Annotated in this window: 11 protein-coding genes and 1 pseudogene; 4 read left to right on the top strand and 8 right to left on the bottom strand. The window is 67.3% G+C overall.

What is annotated here, in order from left to right; all coding sequences use genetic code 11:
• Window positions 1-17: 17 nt before the first annotated feature.
• From J7528_RS18745 to J7528_RS18775, 7 genes and pseudogenes are all read right to left on the bottom strand, one after another.
• Window positions 18-1,609, bottom strand: a pseudogene (locus J7528_RS18745) (amidase).
• A gap of 12 nt (window positions 1,610-1,621) precedes the next feature.
• Complete coding sequence (locus tag J7528_RS18750) at window positions 1,622-2,413, bottom strand: thioesterase family protein (RefSeq protein WP_291877497.1); 792 nt, start codon at window positions 2,411-2,413, stop codon at window positions 1,622-1,624.
• A 266-nt stretch (window positions 2,414-2,679) separates the two neighbouring features.
• Complete coding sequence (locus J7528_RS18755; protein ID WP_291877500.1) at window positions 2,680-2,889, bottom strand: hypothetical protein; 210 nt, start codon at window positions 2,887-2,889, stop codon at window positions 2,680-2,682.
• A gap of 137 nt (window positions 2,890-3,026) precedes the next feature.
• Window positions 3,027-5,243 (bottom strand): S9 family peptidase, encoded by a 2,217-nt coding sequence (locus J7528_RS18760; RefSeq protein ID WP_291877503.1) that lies wholly within the window; start codon window positions 5,241-5,243, stop codon window positions 3,027-3,029.
• 67 nt (window positions 5,244-5,310) lie between these two features.
• Window positions 5,311-6,195: a polysaccharide deacetylase family protein gene (locus tag J7528_RS18765; RefSeq protein WP_291877506.1), complete on the bottom strand. Its 885-nt coding sequence runs from the start codon at window positions 6,193-6,195 to the stop codon at window positions 5,311-5,313.
• Between the two features lie 138 nt (window positions 6,196-6,333).
• Window positions 6,334-7,569 (bottom strand): SGNH/GDSL hydrolase family protein, encoded by a 1,236-nt coding sequence (locus J7528_RS18770; protein ID WP_291877508.1) that lies wholly within the window; start codon window positions 7,567-7,569, stop codon window positions 6,334-6,336.
• Between the two features lie 272 nt (window positions 7,570-7,841).
• Window positions 7,842-8,783, bottom strand: a complete 942-nt coding sequence (locus J7528_RS18775) for an amidohydrolase family protein (RefSeq protein WP_291877510.1) — start codon at window positions 8,781-8,783, stop codon at window positions 7,842-7,844.
• Between the two features lie 167 nt (window positions 8,784-8,950).
• On the opposite strand from J7528_RS18775, the gene J7528_RS18780 reads away from it, so the two are divergent.
• Window positions 8,951-11,089, top strand: a complete 2,139-nt coding sequence (locus J7528_RS18780) for a TonB-dependent receptor (protein ID WP_291877511.1) — start codon at window positions 8,951-8,953, stop codon at window positions 11,087-11,089.
• On the top strand, window positions 11,089-12,192 hold the full coding sequence (locus J7528_RS18785) for a PepSY domain-containing protein (RefSeq protein WP_291877513.1): 1,104 nt from the start codon (window positions 11,089-11,091) through the stop codon (window positions 12,190-12,192). The genes J7528_RS18780 and J7528_RS18785 overlap by 1 nt, the downstream gene beginning before the upstream one ends.
• A gap of 73 nt (window positions 12,193-12,265) precedes the next feature.
• Here the strand turns inward: J7528_RS18785 and J7528_RS18790 are convergent, their stop codons facing one another.
• Window positions 12,266-14,584 carry a TonB-dependent receptor gene (locus tag J7528_RS18790; RefSeq protein ID WP_291877516.1) on the bottom strand — a complete coding sequence of 773 codons (2,319 nt, stop codon included), beginning with the start codon at window positions 14,582-14,584 and terminating at the stop codon, window positions 12,266-12,268.
• A gap of 242 nt (window positions 14,585-14,826) precedes the next feature.
• On the opposite strand from J7528_RS18790, the gene ettA reads away from it, so the two are divergent.
• Complete coding sequence (ettA, locus tag J7528_RS18795) at window positions 14,827-16,494, top strand: energy-dependent translational throttle protein EttA (protein WP_291877519.1); 1,668 nt, start codon at window positions 14,827-14,829, stop codon at window positions 16,492-16,494.
• Window positions 16,495-16,670: 176 nt separating this feature from the next.
• The coding region (locus J7528_RS25600; protein ID WP_363270166.1) for a hypothetical protein at window positions 16,671-16,831 on the top strand (161 nt) is incomplete at its 3' end.

The raw sequence follows: 16,831 nt of genomic DNA on the forward strand, positions 1-16,831 counted from the left end.
GGGGAGTTGAAAACCGTCTACGGCGCGATTGTCTTCAGGAACTTCGGCGGCTTGCGGTGGTGCGTGGCCTGCTCATAGGCGTAGCCCAGGTTCAGCAGCAGCTTCTCGCTCCAGGCCGGACCAATGAAGGACAGGCCCACCGGCAGGCCGGTGACGTCGCCCATCGGCACGGTCAGGTGCGGATAGCCGGCTACGGCGGGCAGGGTGGTCGACGAGCCGCCATAGTTGTCTCCGTTCAGCGGATCGATGGTCCAGGCCGGGCCGGTGGTCGGCGCGACGATGGCGACCGCGCCGGTGTCCTTCAGGATCTTGTCGATCCCTTCCGGACCCGCCAGCCGCTTGGAATCGGCCAGGGCCTTCAGGTAGTCGGGATCGGTCAGGCCCTTGGTCTTCTCGGCCCGTTCGAAGCTCTCCTGGCCGAACCACTCGAACTCCTTGGGCGTGGCCTTGTTAAAGGCGATCAGGTCGGCCAGCGTGCGGCTAGGCACCTTCTTCGGGTCGGTCGAGGCCAGGTAGGCGGCCATGTCGGCCTTCAGCTCGGTATAGAGCACCGTGCCCTCGGCCTTGCCGATCGGGCCCTCGTCGAAGTCCTTCACGTCGACCAGGATCGCGCCCTGGGCCTGCAGCTCCTTCAGGGCCCTCTCGAACACCACGTCCAGCTTGGGCGAATAGCCGGTGTAGAACCGCGCCACGGCCAGCTTGACGCCTTTCAGCGTGTCCTTGGACAGGCCGGCGGCGTAGTCGGTCTTGCGGGCGTCGGCCTCCTTGGTCGCGGGATCGGCGGGATCGCTGCCGGCGATGACGGTCAGCACCTTGGCGGCGTCCTCGACCGTGGTGGTCATCGGGCCGGCGGTGTCCTGGCTGTGGCTGATCGGCACGATGTGGGTGCGCGAGACCAGGCCGACGGTCGGTTTCAGGCCCACCAGGCCGTTGATCGCCGCGGGGCAGGTGATCGAGCCGTCGGTCTCGGTGCCGATGGCCAGGGGCGCCAGGCCCGCCGCCACCGCCGAACCCGAGCCGCTGGACGAGCCGCAGGCGCTGCGGTCCAGGACGTAGGGGTTGCGCACCGTGCCGCCCACCGCGCTCCAGCCGCTGATCGACTTGGACGAGCGGATATTGGCCCATTCCGACAGGTTGGCCTTGCCCAGCATGACCAGGCCGGCGTCGCGCAGGCGCTTGGCGATGGGCGCGTCGCGGCCGGTGACATTGTCTTTCAGCGCCAGCGAGCCGGCGGTGGTGGCCAGGGGATCGGCGCTTTCGACATTATCTTTCAAGAGGATCGGCACGCCGTGCAGCGGGGAGCGGAGCTTGCCGGCCTTGCGCTCGGCGTCCAGGGCCTTGGCGTCGGCCAGGGCGTTGGGATTGGTGGCGATGACCGCGTTCAGGACGGGGTTCTTGTCCTTGATGACCGCCAGATAGGCCTTGGTGGCCTCTTCCGAACTTTGGGCATGAGCAGCCCCGGCGGCGAGCAGTGCAATAGCGGCCGCGCCAGCCAGGCAGGCGATCTTGGTCATAAGCGTTTCCCCGAACGCGGCCGCGACTCTGGGGGCGGCCGAACGGCAGGGAGGATGAGGGCAAAATTCCGCACTCGCCAAGAGGTGGCGAGCATGTTCGTGCGCGCCTAGACGAAGATCGCCACGTTCTGCCGCGCCAGGATCAGCGGACGGCCACGGCTGTCCCACAGGTGCATCTCCTGGGTCGAATACCCCTCGGCGATGGTTTCGGACTCGCTGCGCAGCAGGCGCCAGCCGTCGTCGTCTTCCCCCGGCAGACCCACGATGTCCAAGGCCCAGGTCATGGTCGAGATCGGGCCGAACTTCTGGAACAGCGTCATGGCTGGCGGCGGCGGGGCGTCGCCCAGGGCGATCAGGGCCGACAGCGAGGTCGCCGCCGCGTCGCGGTGACGGATCCACAGCAGATATTCCGGCGGCTCGCCGGTGCCCGGCCGTCCGCCGCCGGCGACGCGGAAGTCGAACTGGCGGATGAAGCTGGGCGCCTGGCTGGTGTCGCCCTTGTGGAACGGCTCGCATGCGTCCGGCGGCGCGACGGCGGGGCAGGGGACGTCGGCATAGGCCGGAATGTGCGACTCGCGGCCCGCGCCGAAGGTCAGGGTCCCGTGAGTGGCCACGCCCTGCTCGCCGATCAGGTCGACGCTGGCGAACAGGGTCGACTTGCCCTGGCGTAGCGTCCGCACCTGCATCGACAGCTCGCCGGCCGCCGGACCAACGAAGGCGAACTGGGCCGAGCGCAGCGGCGGCGCCTCGGGGAACGCCCGCCGAGCGGCCTCGACGCACAGCGCCGCGCTGAGGCCGCCATAGGTGGTGCGGCCCTGCTTCCAGTCGTCGGAGACATGGGCCGAAAAGCCGGTGTCGGTGGCGGCGATGGCGGCGACGAGTTCGGTGTAGCGGGTCATGGTAGCGAAAGTTCGTTTTCTTTCGCTACGGAAGTCAAGCGACCTTCGCGGGCCCTCTCTCATAGAGAGAGGGAGGGGCCCACGCGCAGCGTGGGAGGGTGAGAGGTTACAGTCTCTCAGGATGGAATTCTGATGGAAGCAAATGGGGCCGCTGCCCTGTCGCGGGAGGCTTTGGGTCTTCCGGCTAGCGGTGAAACCTCTCACCCTCCCACCGCCTTTGGCGGCGGGTTCCTCCCTCCCTCTATGAGAGAGGGAACCTGAGACGCCTAGTGGATCGTCCCGCTAGCCGTCGCGAACCAGGCGCCGAACGTGCGGGCTTCCTGGTCGTCGTGCTGTTCTTCGATGGCCATTTCTTCCAGCAGGATGGCGGCCAGCAGCCACTCTTCGAGCTCGGTCTCGGTGGCGCGCCCTTCCTCGAGCGCGACCTTGACAGTCTCGATCAGCCATTCGACGGCGGCTTCGGTGGTCTTGGTCATGGCGCGTTTTTCCTGAACCAGCGCCGATAACCATAAGCTGTACCCGGCCCGAGCACCCTGCGACATAAGGTCAATGGGGGCGGGCAGGGTGTCGCAGGCCGTCCGCGTCCTGAACGACGCGGACGGCGCGCAAAGGCCTACTGGCCCTTCAGTTTGCGATCGAAGAACTCCAGGTGCTTCTTCAGCACGCTGAGGCCCTTGGTCTTGCTGCGCGGCGCGCTGTGACGCTCGCCGGGGTAGAGCGCCATCTCGAACGGGATGGCCTTGGCCTGCAGGGCCGACATCAGCCGGGTGCTGTTCTCGAAGATGACGTTGTCGTCGGCCATGCCGTGCAGCAGCAGCAGGCTGCCGGGCGCCAGCTTGCCGATGCGGGTGTTGACGTCCGAATAGGCGTAGCCGGCCTTGTTCTCGTCCGGCTTGCCCATGTAGCGCTCGGTGTAGGCCGTGTCGTACAGGCCCCATTCGGTCGGCGGGGCGCCCGCCGCGCCAGCCTTTAACGGAGTGTTGTCGGCGGTCAGCAGCATCAGGGTCATGAAGCCGCCGTACGACCACCCCATCACGCCCATCTTGTCGGCGTCGACATAAGGCAGGCCGGCCAGGAACTTGGCCCCCAGCAGCTGGTCCTCGACCTCGACCGTGCCCAGGTTGCGATCCAGGGCGCGCATGAACTTGGCCGAGCGGCTGCCGCTGCCGCGGTTGTCGATGCGGAAGACGACATAGCCGGCTTCCAGATAGGTGCGCTCGGACACGCTCTGCCAGGTGCGCTTGACCTGCTGGGCGTGTGGACCGCCATAGACCGCCAGCAGGGCCGGGTACTTCTTGCTGGCGTCGAAGTTCTGCGGCTTGAGGATCTCGTAATACAGGGTCTCGCCGTCGGCGGCCTTCAGCGAGCCGTATTCCGGAACCGGCAGGGTCGAGGCGTAGGGCCAGTAGGGGTGACCCTCGGCCAGCTTGTTTTCCTCGATCCAGCGCACGCGCTTGCCGGTGTTGTCGTAGAGCGCGGTTTGCGGCGGGGTCTTGGGATCCTCGTAGGTGCCGGCGAAGGCGCCGCCGCTGGCGGCCACCTTGGCCGACCACCAGCCGCCGGCCGAGGTCAAGGCCTTGGGCTTGCCCGGCTTGGCGTAGGACACCTCGTACAGGCGGCGCTCCAGCGGCGTGTCGATCGAGGCGGCGAAGATCGCCACCTGGCGGGCTTCGTCGACGCCTTCCAGCCCGGCCACCGGCCAGTCGCCCTTGGTGATCTGGGCGATCTGCTTGCCGTCGGCGGCGTAACGATAGAGGTGGGTGTTGCCGTCCTTCTCCGACGACCACAGGAAGCTGCCGTCCTTCAAGGGGTAGAAGTCGTCGCGGGCCTCGACCCAGTGGGCGTCGGTGTCGGTGACGAGCGTCTTGGCCGCGCCGGTGGCGGCGTCGAAGGCGATCAGGTCGATGGTCTTCTGGTCGCGCGACAGGCGCTGGGCGTAGACGGTCTTGCCGTCGGCCGACCAGTCGACGCGGGCCAGGTAGATGTCCTTATTGGCGCCCAAATCCAGCTTGCGCACCTGGCCCGAGGCGAGGTCGCGGACGAAGAGCTCGACCACGGCGTTGGGACGGCCGGCGCGCGGATAGCGCTGCTCGACCACGGTGGCCCCGCCCGGACCGATGTCGGCGCGCGGCACGACGTCGACGGTGCTCTCGTCGACGCGAGTGTAAACGATGCGGCTCTCGTCCGGGCTCCACCAGTAGCCGGTGAAGCGGTCCAGCTCTTCCTGCACCACGAACTCGGCGACGCCGAATGACAGGGTGTCCTTGCCTTCGGTGGTCAGGGCCGTTTCGGCCCCGCCGTTGAGCGGCTTGATGTAGAGGTTCTGGTCGCGAACGTACGAGACGTAGCCGCCCTTGGGCGAGACCTTGGCGTCGACCTCATCGCCCGGCGTTTCCGTCAGGCGGGTGACCTTGCCGTCGGCGACGCTGTCCAGATAGAGGTCGCCGTCCAACGGGACGAGAATGAAGCGGCCCTGTTTGTCCCAGCTGTATTCGACGATGCCGCGGGCCGAGACGCGGGCGCGTTCGCGGCGGGCCTTCTCGGCTTCCGACAGCTCCTTGGCGCCCGAGGACAGGGCGGCGCTGTCGATCAGGCGATAGGGCTCGCCGCCCTTCACGTCGGCGGCCCACAGGTCCTGGACGTTGGCCGCTTCGGGCTTGGCCTTCAGATAGGTGACGCGCTTGCCGTCCGGCGACAGGGCCACGCCCTTGGCCGTCGGACCCGACAGGCTGGGATCGGCGAAAACCCGTTCCGGGGTCAGTTTTTCCGCCATAGCCGGGGTGGACAGGGCGAGGACGGCCGCGAGCGCCGTGAGCGAGGGGCTTTTCATGGCGCGGGACGCTATGCGGGAGCGTCGCCGTTGTCAGCAGGGAATGTGTTTCAGCGCTGCAACGGGCTTAGCGACACATCCCCTGCACCGTCGCCAGGTCCATCGGATCGGCCGGAACCGGCAGGCCCTTGGCCTTCAAGGCGTCCTCCAGCGTCGTCGGCTGAGGCGGCAGGCTGGGATCGACATCGGTCTTGTAGAACGGGTGGCTCTCGGCCTTTTCCAGTGTGGTGAAGCCGTAGCCCTTATCCTGATAGAGCTTGAACAGGCGCGTGGCCATGCGGGCCTCGAAGGCGCCGCCGTGCATCAGCAGGACGTAGGGAATGTCCTGGCCGTACAGGGTCTTGGCCATGGCCCGCGAGCGATCGGCGACGGCCGCCGCGCCTTCCAGATAGATCTTCTCGAGTTGCGCGATGGCGGCCTGGTCGTTCTTGGCGACGCAGCGGGCATAGGGATCGCTGAAGGCCCAGTCGCTAAAGCTCATGGTGACGCTGGCGATCTTGTACTGGTTGGCCGCCAGCCAGGCGCGGACAGCCAGGCGCTTTTCGGGCGTGTCGCCTTCCGACAGGAACGGGAAGCGCAGCCAGCGCCAGTCCTGGCCGGCCATCAGATCCTTGAGCATCGGCTCGTTCTTGGCGGCCTCGTCCGCGAACTGTTCGGGCGTCAGGCTGGCCAGGTTCTGGTGCGACCAGCCGTGGTTGCCCAGCGGCTGCCCGGCCTCGCGCCACAGCTTCAGGGCCGCGTCGGAGCCGGGCTCGCGCTCGGTCTGGACGCCGTTGATGAAGCCGAACGCCGGCGCCTTGGCCTCGGCCGATGCCTTCAGCAGGTCGGTGGCGATCTGGGTGCGGGTTGCGCCTGGCGGCATGGCCGCGTGGGCGGGCAGGTCGTCCCAGGTGAAGGCGATGACGGGCTTGTCGGCGGCGTGAGCCGTGGTGGCGACCAGGGCGAGGGTCAACCCAACGCCGATTTTCCCGGCGAAAGCCGGGATCCAGGTCGAGCCAGGAGCGTGGGCGGATTTGGCTGAGGTCTTGGGCGCGAACACGTCTGACTCCCCGGATGGATCTGGGCCCCGGCTTTCGCCGGGGAGATCGGATTATTTCTTGGTCTTGGCCGTCTCGAACAGGCTCAGCGGAATCGCGTCCGCCATGGCCTTGTAGCCGTCCAGATTGGGGTGAAGGCCGTCATTGTCATAGGCCTTTAGCAGGTAGGTCGGTCGGGCCGGATCGCGCAGGGCCTTGTCCCAGTCGATGACGCCGTCGAAGTTTCCCGGCCCGCGGATGAAAGCGTTGATCGCCTGACGGTCGGCCTCGCTTTCGGGGCCGGGGTGGTAATAGGCCGAGCCGGAATAGGGCAGGATGGTCGCGCCGATCACCTTGATCCCCCGGGCGTGGGCGCGCTCGATCATCTGGCGATAGGCGGCGATGACCTGCTCGACCAGGGCCTTGTGGGCCTCGGGCGTGGCGGGCGCCTCGCGGGTCAGGGTCCCCAGGTCGTTGACGCCTTCCAGCAGGATCACGTGGGTGACGCCCGCTTGGCTGAGGACATCGCGCTCGAACCGCGCCAGGGCGTTGGGGCCCAGGCCATCCAGCAGCACGCGGTTGCCGCCGATGCCGAGATTGAGAATGCCCAGGTTCTTACCCTTGAGGCGCTCCAGCAGGCCGTCGGTCCAGCGCAGGTTGGTGTTGGGCTGAACGCCGTAGCCGTCGGTGATGCTGTCGCCGAACGCGACGATCGCGCCGGCCTTCTGCGACACGACGTCGACGCTGGAGATCTGGAACCAGCGGTCGGCGGTCTTGGCGCCCGGCAGGTCGGCGTCGGCCGTGTGGTCGCCGGCTAGGATGTACGAGGTCGCCCGCGAGCCGGGGTGGCCGGTCTGGACGCTGGGGGCGGCCGGATAGTGCAGGCTGATGGCCAGGCTGGTCAGCGGCGTGACCTTCAGCGCCACCGGATCGGACCAGTAGTCGGCGCCGGCGGGGATGGTCACCTCGGTCCGGCCCGAGAAGGTCAGGGCGCGGTCGGTGGCCGGGTCGATGCGGGCGCTGTTCAGGGCGGCCGAGACCGCCACGCGCGCGGCCTTGATGGTCAGGGGCTGGGTCCCGAAGGCGTTTGACAGCCGCACGCGGATCTTGTCGCCGCCGATCGACAGGCGGACCACCTGGCGCAGGGTGGCGTTGGGGTAGTCCTCGGGCGCGAGGCTGTTCTTGGCGTCCGGCGCCATCTGGGCGCTGGCCCAACTGCCGACCCAGCGCTGGGTCTCGGCAGAGGCGGGCAGGGCCAGAACAAAGGCCAGACCAGCGGCGATCAACGCAGGCCGCACGAGCATCTTCATCGGCGTTTTCTCCCGCTCCGACTTGGTGTCGGTAGCGGTAACATTGGTATGACCTCTCAGCCGCCTCGTAAAGCGTCGCGAGCGATCAAAGTGCGGCAGGTCGCCGCGCCAATGCAGGAATCGCTTGCATCCACACAGATGGTAGCGCTATCAGGATCCCGTGAGGCGCCGAGCGCCTCTGCCCTTCCTGGGCGTTTCCTCCCTATAAACTTTCAGCCCGGTCGTTTTGGCCGGGCTTTTCTTTTGCGTGTCAGCGGTGGCACGGGGCGAAATTACGCGATCGGGAGTCTGTAGAACCTGGCTGCGTTGTTGAAGAAGATGTCCTGCTTCTGATCCTCGGTGAGGAAGGTTGCGCTCTCGACCGCGTCGATCGACAGGCCAATGGCGTCGGGCCAGAACATGTGGTCCGAGCCGAACATGATCCGCTTGCCGTGCCCCGCCTCGACCAGCTGGCGCAGGATGCCGTGGAAGGCCGGACGCGGCAGCAGCCAGGCCAGGGCGCCGGTGTCCAGATTGACGTTCGGATACAGCATCAGGATGGCGATGGTCTGCTCCAGATAGGGCCAGCCGCCGTGCATCAGGTTCAGACGCAGCTTGGGATGCCGGTTCAGCGCCTCCTCGACATATTCCGGATTGCCCAGTCGGGCGCGGGCCGTGCGGCAGCAGGCGTCGAAGGTGGTTCCGCCGGGCATCGAGCCGGTGTGCAGGGCCACGGGAATGTCGAACTCTTCGGCCAGCGCCAGGTAGGGCTCGTACTTGGGATCGCCCAGCGGCAGGCCGGCATATTGCGAGGTGACCTCGCCCAGCACCTTGATGCTGCCGTCGGCGAAGGCCTTGCGCAGGACGTCCAGCGGCGGCAGCGGCGTATCGTCCGAGCCGCGCACGCCGGCGCCGGCGATGAAGCGGGCCGGGTCGCGGTCATGCCAGTCGGCAGCCGCCTTCAGCCGGTCGCCGTCGCCGCCGCTGACCACGCCCATGACCACGTTGCGGCGCTTCATCTCGGCGATGCACGCCTCCATGTGGTCGGCGCCGGTGCGGATCGGGCTCTTCTTGCCGGTGATCGGATTGACGATCGGGTCGTCGAAGACCGTCGCAGCCGGATAGGCGTGCATGTGCACGTCGATGATGCGGCGCGGCTTGGTCGGTGAGGCGAGGGCGGTGGAAGCGGCCAGGGCGCCCGCGCCGGCGAGGAAGGTTCGGCGTCCAAAGGTCATGGTTCTCTCCCCGAGTTACGTCTGTGAACTGGGGTAGCGCAGGCCGTGCCAGCGCGACATGACCCGAGAGGTCATGGAAACGAAGCGTCGCCATTTCGACGTCCGATATTGCAAATCAATCGCAAAAGTTATACGCGCCGCCGGACCTTCGTTGTCCGGATCCGCCCATGTCGTCTCAAGCCGCCCGTCTCGCCGCCGTCTCCCTGCTGACCCTGGCCTGCGCCACCGCCGCTCACGCGCAATCGGGCGGGACCGACGTCGACCAGGTGGTGATCACCGCCGCCCGCACCAGCCTGCCGGCCAGCGCCCTGCCGCTGACGGTGGACGTGATCAACAACGAGACCCTGGGCCAGCAGGTCGCCATCGGCGGCTCGATCGTCGACGCCATTTCGACCCTGTCGCCGTCGTTCTCGCCCACGCGCCAGAAGCTGTCGGGTTCGGGCGAGAGCCTGCGCGGCCGCTCGCCGCTGTACGCGATCAACGGCATCCCGCAGTCGACCCCGATCCGCGACGGCTCGCGCGACGGCTACACGATCGACCCGTTCTTCATCGATCGCGTCGAGCTGATCTACGGCTCCAACGCCCTGCAGGGGATCGGCGCCACCGGCGGCGTGGTGAACCAGGTGACGGTCGGCCCGCCGCTGCGCGACGGCGCCTCGGGCAAGGTGCTGGCCCAGACCACCCTGGCCCACAAGTTGGGCGACGCGGTCGGCGGCAAGCTGGCCGGCCTGGTCGGCTGGCGGGAGGGGGACTTCGACGCCACCGTCGGCGTCGCCTATGACGCGCGCGGCGCCTTCTACGACGCCCATGGCCGCCGCATCGGCATGGACAACACCCAGGGCGACGTCCAGGACTCCAAGACCCTGTCGGTGTTCGGCCGCTTCGGCTGGCAGATCGCCGAGAACACCCGCCTGGACCTGGTCGCCAACCGCTTCGAGCTGAAGGGCGACGGCGACTATGTGACCGTCACCGGCACGGCGGTCGCGCCGACCGACGGCAATCGCGCCGCGCGTCTGCCGACCACGTCGATGCGCGGCGTCGTGCCCGGCATCCCGGCCGCCAACCGCGTCGAGACCGTCTCGGCCCAGCTGACCAGCGACCTCTATGGCGGCAACTTCACCGCCCAGCTGTTCTTCAACCGCTCGCGCGACACCTTCGGCGGCGACAAGAACGCCACCTTCCAGGACGTCAGCATCGCCCCGAACGGCACGCTGTTCGACCAGTCCTCGAACCGCTCGCGCAAGCTGGGCGCGCGCGTGAACTACGAGCGCACCGTGCCGGGCATCAAGGACCTGACGGCCACCGTCGGCGTCGACGCCCTGACCGACACGACTGCCCAGCTGCTGGTCGCCACCGGCCGCGCCTGGGTGCCGCCGACCAAGTTCGAAAGCGTCGCGCCGTTCGTGCAAGGCAACTACGCCCTGTTCGACGGCAAGCTGCGCCTGGCCGGCGGCGTCCGCTTCGAGAACGTCCAGCTGAAGGTCGACGACTTCACCACCCTTGCCTTCTACGGCTCGCGCAAGGTCGGCGGCGGCAACCCCGACTTCAAGGCGACCCTGGCCAATGGCGGCGTGGTGTTCGAACCGGCCCACGGCATCCGCTTCTACGGCAGCTATGCCGAGGGCTACACCGTACCGGACGTCGGCCGCATCCTGCGCGCCATCAACGTGGCCAATGTCGATGTCGACACCTACCTGGCCGTCGAGCCGATCGTGTCGAACAACCGCGAGCTGGGCGCCGAGTACAAGCGCGGCCCGTTCGACGCCAGCGTCGCCTATTTCTGGTCCAAGTCGAAGCTGGGCCAGCTGCTGGTCAAGAACGCCGGCGGCATCTTCGACGTCCAGCGCCAGCCGGTCGCCATCGAGGGCCTGGAAGTGAACGTCAAGGCCAGGACCCCGGTCCCGGGCCTGGAGGTCTCAACCGGTTATGCACGCCTGCGCGGCAAGACCGACACCAACGCCGACGGCACGCTGGACACCTATCTGGACGGCGCGAACATCTCGCCCGACCGCCTGAACCTGGCCGCCGATTACCAGACCGGCAAGTGGGGCTTCCGCGCCCAGGTGCAGAAGTTCATCTCGCGCAACATGCAGACCGCGCTCGTGAAGGACGACTTCGAGGGCTACACGGTCGCCGACGCCTTCGTGCGCTACGAGCTGCCCGTCGGGGCGGTGTCGCTGGGCGTCCAGAACCTCTTCGACAAGCAGTACCTGACCTACTATTCGGACACGAGCCTGCCGACCAAGGACAAGATCTACGCCGGTCGCGGCCGCACCGTGACCCTCGGCTGGGAAGCCCGCTTCTGATGAAGACCCTGCGCCTGCTGCACCGCTGGACCGGCGGTCTGATCGGATTGCTGCTGGCGCTGATGGGCCTGTCCGGCGCGCTGCTGGTGCACGAGGACGCTTTTCTGCGCGCCACCGTGCCCCACGCCGCCGACGCCCAGAGGCAGGATGCGGCGACCCTGGGGGCGATGGCGACCAGGGTCTTCGCCGCCAAGGACCGGCCGCGCTCGATCGTCCTGGCGACCGAGCGCATGGGCCTGCACAAGCTGTCCTACAAGAAGGAACAGCAGGCGGCTTTCGCCGACCAGGACGGGAACATCGTCCAGGCGTGGACCTCCAACTGGGCCCGGCCCGAGGTGTGGCTGTTCGACTTCCACCACCACCTGTTCAACGGTGACGCGGGCGAGATCGTCGGCGGCGTCGCCGGCCTGGCGGGCCTGGGTTTCGTGATCACCGGCCTGATCCTGTGGTGGCCGACGCGGCGGATGTTCCACCTGCGCCTGTGGCCCCGGATGATGAAGCGGGCGGCGATCGTCCATCATCACCGGGATCTCGGTGTGCTGATCGCGCCGCTGCTGATCCTGTCGCTGACCACGGGGGCGGCGATGAATCTCAAGTGGTTCTCGCAAGCCCTGCGCGCGCCGTTCTCGCCGCCGGCGGTGATGGAAAAGGCCTCGGCTCCGCCCAAGATCAAGGGCGGCAAGCTGGCCAAGGACCTGGACTGGACCAAGGTGGTCGCCCAGGCCCAGGCGCGTTTCCCCGGCGCCGAGGTGCGGACCATCGGTCTGCCGGCCAAGGCGGGCGGGCTGATCGGCATTCGCCTGCGCCAGCAGGCCGAGTGGCTGCCCAACGGCCGCAGCATGGCCTGGTTCGATCCGGCCACCGGCAAGATGGTCGCCAGCCGCGACGCCCAGGCGATGCCGCTGGGCTCGCGCATCGCCAACCTGGATTTCCCGCTGCATGCGGCCAAGGTCGGCGGGCTGCCGTACCGCCTGGTGATGACGGTCTCGGGCTTGGCGCTAACCCTGCTGGGCACGCTGGCGGTGGTGACCTTCTGGGGCAACCCGACGGGCGTGCCCAAGCGCCGGAAGCCGAAGCTGAAGGTGGTGGCGCAGGCGGCTTAGGGGCTGAGCGCTGGACATGAAAAAGGCCGGGAGGTTTTCCTCCCGGCCTTCGTCGTTTCGGTTCTAACGGACCTTAGAACGTCTTCTTGATCGACACGTAGAACTGACGCGGCGGAGCCGGCAGCACGGTCATCGCTTCGCCCTTCGGGTCGCTGTTGACGAAACCGCCCGAGCCGATGGTCGAGATGTAGTCCTTGTCGGTCAGGTTGGTGACGTTGGCCTGGATCTCGAAGCCCTTGCCCCAGCTGTCTTCCGCGAAGCGATAGCCCAGCGTCAGGTCGGCCACGGTGGTCGAGGGGACCTCACCGCCGATGTTCTCGTAGGTGTAGTAGCGCTTGTCGGTATAGGCCACGCCCAGCTTGCCGAAGAAGCCGGCCTGGTCGAAGGCCAGCTCGCCCTTGAAGATGTTCTTAGGCGTGTTGACCACGGTCTTGCCCTTGGTGCGGGCCTGGACCTTGCCGTCCAGCGAGACGACGTCGTTGTCGTACTTGGAGTCGTTGTAGGTGTAGGCGCCGTACAGGCTCCAGGCGTCGGTGATGCGGTACGTACCAGCCAGCTCGACGCCCTTGGTCTCGACCGAGCCGACGTTCGACAGCACCGGGGCGTTGCCCTGGATCGACGAACCCTGCTGCACCGCCAGGATGCGGTTGTCGAAGGCCACGTGATAGACGGCGGCCACGCCCTGGAAGCGGTCGGTGCGATAGCGGGCGCCGCCTTCGAAGGTCTTGGAGCTTTCCGGCTTCAGCTTGGTGGCGACGTAGTCGACGTTCTTCTGGTCCAGCGAGCTGAACGGACCCGAGGTGGCCGCCGAGACATAGGCGCCCATGTTCTCGGTGTAGCCGCCGAATATTTCGAAGTCAGGCGTGGCCTTCCAGACGAAACCGGCCTGCGGCAGGAAGTTGTCCTTGCTCTCGATCTGGCCCGACAGCGGGTTGCCGACGACGGTGGTCACGGCGTTGGTCACCTTCATCGACTTGAAGCCGAAGTTGATCTTGAAGGCGTCGGTGATCGACCATTCGTCTTCCAGGTGGGCGACGGTGGTCTTGGTCTCGAAGCGGTACTGCCACTGGGTGAAGAACGGGTTCTCCTGGAAGTCCAGCGCGTCGCGCGAGGGCTTGGAGATCGTCTCGCCGTAGAAGCTGCGGGCCTGGTTGAAGTGGTTGATCTCGTGCCAGCCGCCGACGCCGATGCGGTGGGCGCCGATGTCGAACGTCAGGCCGCCGGTGATGCCGCCGCGGTCGATGTCGTACTCGGTGGTGCGGATCGACAGCGGGGCGGCGTCAGAGCCGGCCGTGCCGAAGCCAGGCGTGGCCGTATACGGCGTGTACCACAGGCCCTGGCCCTTGTTCTTGTGCTCGTAGGCGGTGACGTCCAGCTTGACGTGGTCGGTGAGGTCCAGGTTCAGCTTGGCGCCGAACAGGTCGTCGTCACGGATGCCGGCGCCGGCGTAGTAGGCGTCGTCGACGGTGGCGAACGGGGCGGGCAGGGCGGTCCCGGTCTGGTAGGCGCGGGCGGCGGCGATGGCCAGGGCCCAGTTCGGCTGGGTGTTGTCCCAGTTGCGGCCGAGGCGGCGGATCATGTCGAACGACAGGTCCTGGTAGTCCTGCTCACGGCGTTCCGAGCGGTGGTAGAAGCCGGTCAGGTCGCCGCGCTCGCCCAGGGGCATCACGACCTTCAGGTCGTACTGGCGCTGCTTTTGTTCGCCGCCGCCCTTCCACTTGTCGGCCTTCTGGTCGGCGACCGACAGGTAGCCGCGCACGCCGCCCAGCTGCGCGATGGCGCCGGTTTCGAAACGGCCGAACACGCGGTGCATGCTGTCCGAGCCGCCCGTGACGTCGATCTCGCCGCCCATCGTCTCCTGCGGATCGCGCGAGAAGAACTGCAGCGTGCCGCCCAGGTTCGAGGTCGAGGCGGTGCCGAGCGCGCCCGCGCCCTGGGCCAGCTCGACGCGGCCCATGTTCTCGGTGGCGGTGGCGCGGCTGATGTGCAGGCCGTTGTGGTTGCCATAGGTCATGTCGCCCAGCGGCACGCCGTCCAGGGTGAAGCCCAGCTGGTTCTGGTTGAAGCCCCGGATCGAGATGCGGGCCGACCACTCGTAGGCGCCGAAGGCGTCGGCCGACTGGAAGGTGACGCCCGGCAGCTTGTCGACGGCCTTCAGGGCGCTGGTGCCGGCGGCTTCCAGGCCGATGGCGTCGTCCTTCAGCGTCTGGACCTGGCGGCTCTGGCCCTGGCCGATGATGATGACGGCGTCGACATCGGTGTTCTCGGCGGGGGTGTTGTCGGCCGGCGCGGCGGCGGCCGGCGTGGCGTCGGCGGCGGTTTCGGCGGCGAAGGCGTGGCCGGCGAACACGAGGGCGCTGATGGCGGCGCCCAGCATCAGGTGGCTTTTCATAGGTTCTTTTTCCCCTTGCCGACGCGAAAGAGGCGTCGACCTGGGGTGCTCGGCTAACAGCGGTCCACGACGGCGCGGCGACGGAAGCGTGTCGGCTGTCCGACGGTTGCGCGACTAAACCATGACGGTAGCGCTGTCGTGGAAAGGTCGATCCGGCCCCGCCGAGATTGCGCGAAGCGGCCCGGACCGCTATTTCAGCGGCCAATCCCCGAAACCCTCGTCCAGCGAGCACGCGAGCCCTCATGGCGCAGCAATACATTTTCCAGATGCAGGGCCTGACCAAGGCCTATCCCGGCGGCAAGAAGGTCTTCGAGAACATCTGGCTGTCGTTCTATTCCGACGCCAAGATCGGCGTGGTCGGCGTCAACGGCTCGGGTAAGTCGACCCTGCTGAAGGTCATGGCCGGCCTGGACAAGGAATTCTCGGGCGAGGCCAAGGCCGCCGACGGCATCAAGCGCGGTTACCTCCCGCAGGAGCCGCAGCTGGACCCGACCCTGGACGTCTGGGGCAACGTCATCGCCGACTGCGAGGACAAGAAGATCTTCGACCGCTACAACGCGCTGGCGGCTCAGCTGGGTGAGGAATACACCGACGAGCTGATGGAAGAGATGACCAAGCTGCAGGAGGTCATCGACGCCAAGGACCTGTGGGACATCGATTCCAAGGTCGAGATGGCCATCGACGCCCTGCGCTGCCCGCCCAACGACAGCAACATCGAGACCCTGTCGGGCGGTGAAAAGCGCCGCATCGCGCTGGCCCGCCTGCTGCTCAGCAAGCCCGACATGCTGCTGCTCGACGAACCGACCAACCACTTGGACGCCGAGTCGGTGGCCTGGCTGCAGCATCACCTGGAAGAGTTCCCGGGCTGCGTCATCCTGGTGACCCACGATCGTTACTTCCTGGATCAGGTCACCAAGTGGACCCTGGAACTCGACCGCGGCAAGGGCGTGCCCTACGAGGGCAACTACTCCGGCTGGCTGGAGCAGAAGCAGAAGCGCGTCGTCCAGGAGCAGTCGGAATCCGAAGCCCGCCAGCGCGCGCTCACCCGCGAACTGGAATGGGTCCGCAGCTCGCCCAAGGCCCGTCAGTCCAAGTCGAAGGCCCGTCTGGCCTCGTACGAGGAAATGGTCGCCGCGCAGGAGAACGCCCGCGCCGCGCAGACCCAGGCCCACATCCAGATCCCGCCCGGCCCGCGCCTGGGCAACCTGGTGCTCGAGGTCAACGGCCTGGAGAAGGAGTACGGCGACAAGGTGCTGTTCAAGGACCTGTCGTTCCGCCTGCCGCCGAACGGCATCGTCGGCGTCATCGGCCCGAACGGCGCCGGCAAGTCGACCCTGTTCAAGCTGATCACCGGCCGCGAGACCCCCGACCAGGGCACGGTCAAGGTCGGCGAGACCGTCAAGCTGTCGTACGTCGACCAGTCGCGCGACGCCCTCGACCCGAACAAGACCATCTGGGAAGAGATCAGCGGCGGCACCGACGTGATGATCGTCGGCAAGCGCGAGATCAACAGCCGCGCCTACGTCGGCTCGTTCAACTTCAAGGGCGGCGACCAGCAGAAGAAGGTCGGCCTGCTGTCGGGCGGTGAGCGCAACCGCGTCCACCTGGCCAAGACCCTGGCCACCGGCGGCAACCTGATCCTGCTCGACGAACCGACCAACGACCTGGACATCGAAACCCTGCAGGCCCTGGAAGAGGCGCTGGAAGAGTTCGCCGGCTGCGCCGTGGTCATCAGCCACGATCGCTGGTTCCTGGACCGTCTGGCGACCCACATCCTGGCCTTCGAAGGCGACAGCCACGTCGAATGGTTCGAGGGCAACTTCGAAATGTACGAAGAGGACAAGAAGCGCCGCCTGGGCGCCGACAGCCTCATCCCCAAGCGCATCAAGTTCCAGAAGTTCGCGCGCTAGGGCGCCGAACTTTCGGGCTTCGAATGAAGGGCGACGGCGCAGGCCGTCGCCCTTTTTGCGTTCCTGCGTCAGCGTGATTGACGAAGCCTCGAATTCTAGGGCACAGCTGGGCTCAATTTTAGGTGGCGTTAGTGACTTTCTGAGCCTGCGCCGCGATCCAAGCTCGGGGTCACGATATGGCGAATCTGACGGGTACGGCCTTCAACGACACCCTGGTCAGCACCGCGGGCGATGATGTCTTGGACGGCGCCGGGGGCGTCGACACCGCCTACTATGCCAACGCGACGGCTGGCGTGACCGTGGACCTGACGATCTCGGGCCCTCAGGCCACGGGCGG

It is taken from the genome of Caulobacter sp., assembly GCF_017744445.1.
Lineage (GTDB): Bacteria > Pseudomonadota > Alphaproteobacteria > Caulobacterales > Caulobacteraceae > Caulobacter.

Coding starts and splice junctions, on each gene's coding strand:
- J7528_RS18750 (WP_291877497.1), bottom strand. CDS start 2,413: ATGACCCGCTACACCGAACTCGTCGCCGCCATCGCCGCCACCGACACC.
- J7528_RS18755 (WP_291877500.1), bottom strand. CDS start 2,889: ATGACCAAGACCACCGAAGCCGCCGTCGAATGGCTGATCGAGACTGTC.
- J7528_RS18760 (WP_291877503.1), bottom strand. CDS start 5,243: ATGAAAAGCCCCTCGCTCACGGCGCTCGCGGCCGTCCTCGCCCTGTCC.
- J7528_RS18770 (WP_291877508.1), bottom strand. CDS start 7,569: ATGAAGATGCTCGTGCGGCCTGCGTTGATCGCCGCTGGTCTGGCCTTT.
- J7528_RS18775 (WP_291877510.1), bottom strand. CDS start 8,783: ATGACCTTTGGACGCCGAACCTTCCTCGCCGGCGCGGGCGCCCTGGCC.
- J7528_RS18780 (WP_291877511.1), top strand. CDS start 8,951: ATGTCGTCTCAAGCCGCCCGTCTCGCCGCCGTCTCCCTGCTGACCCTG.
- J7528_RS18785 (WP_291877513.1), top strand. CDS start 11,089: ATGAAGACCCTGCGCCTGCTGCACCGCTGGACCGGCGGTCTGATCGGA.
- J7528_RS18790 (WP_291877516.1), bottom strand. CDS start 14,584: ATGAAAAGCCACCTGATGCTGGGCGCCGCCATCAGCGCCCTCGTGTTC.
- ettA (WP_291877519.1), top strand. CDS start 14,827: ATGGCGCAGCAATACATTTTCCAGATGCAGGGCCTGACCAAGGCCTAT.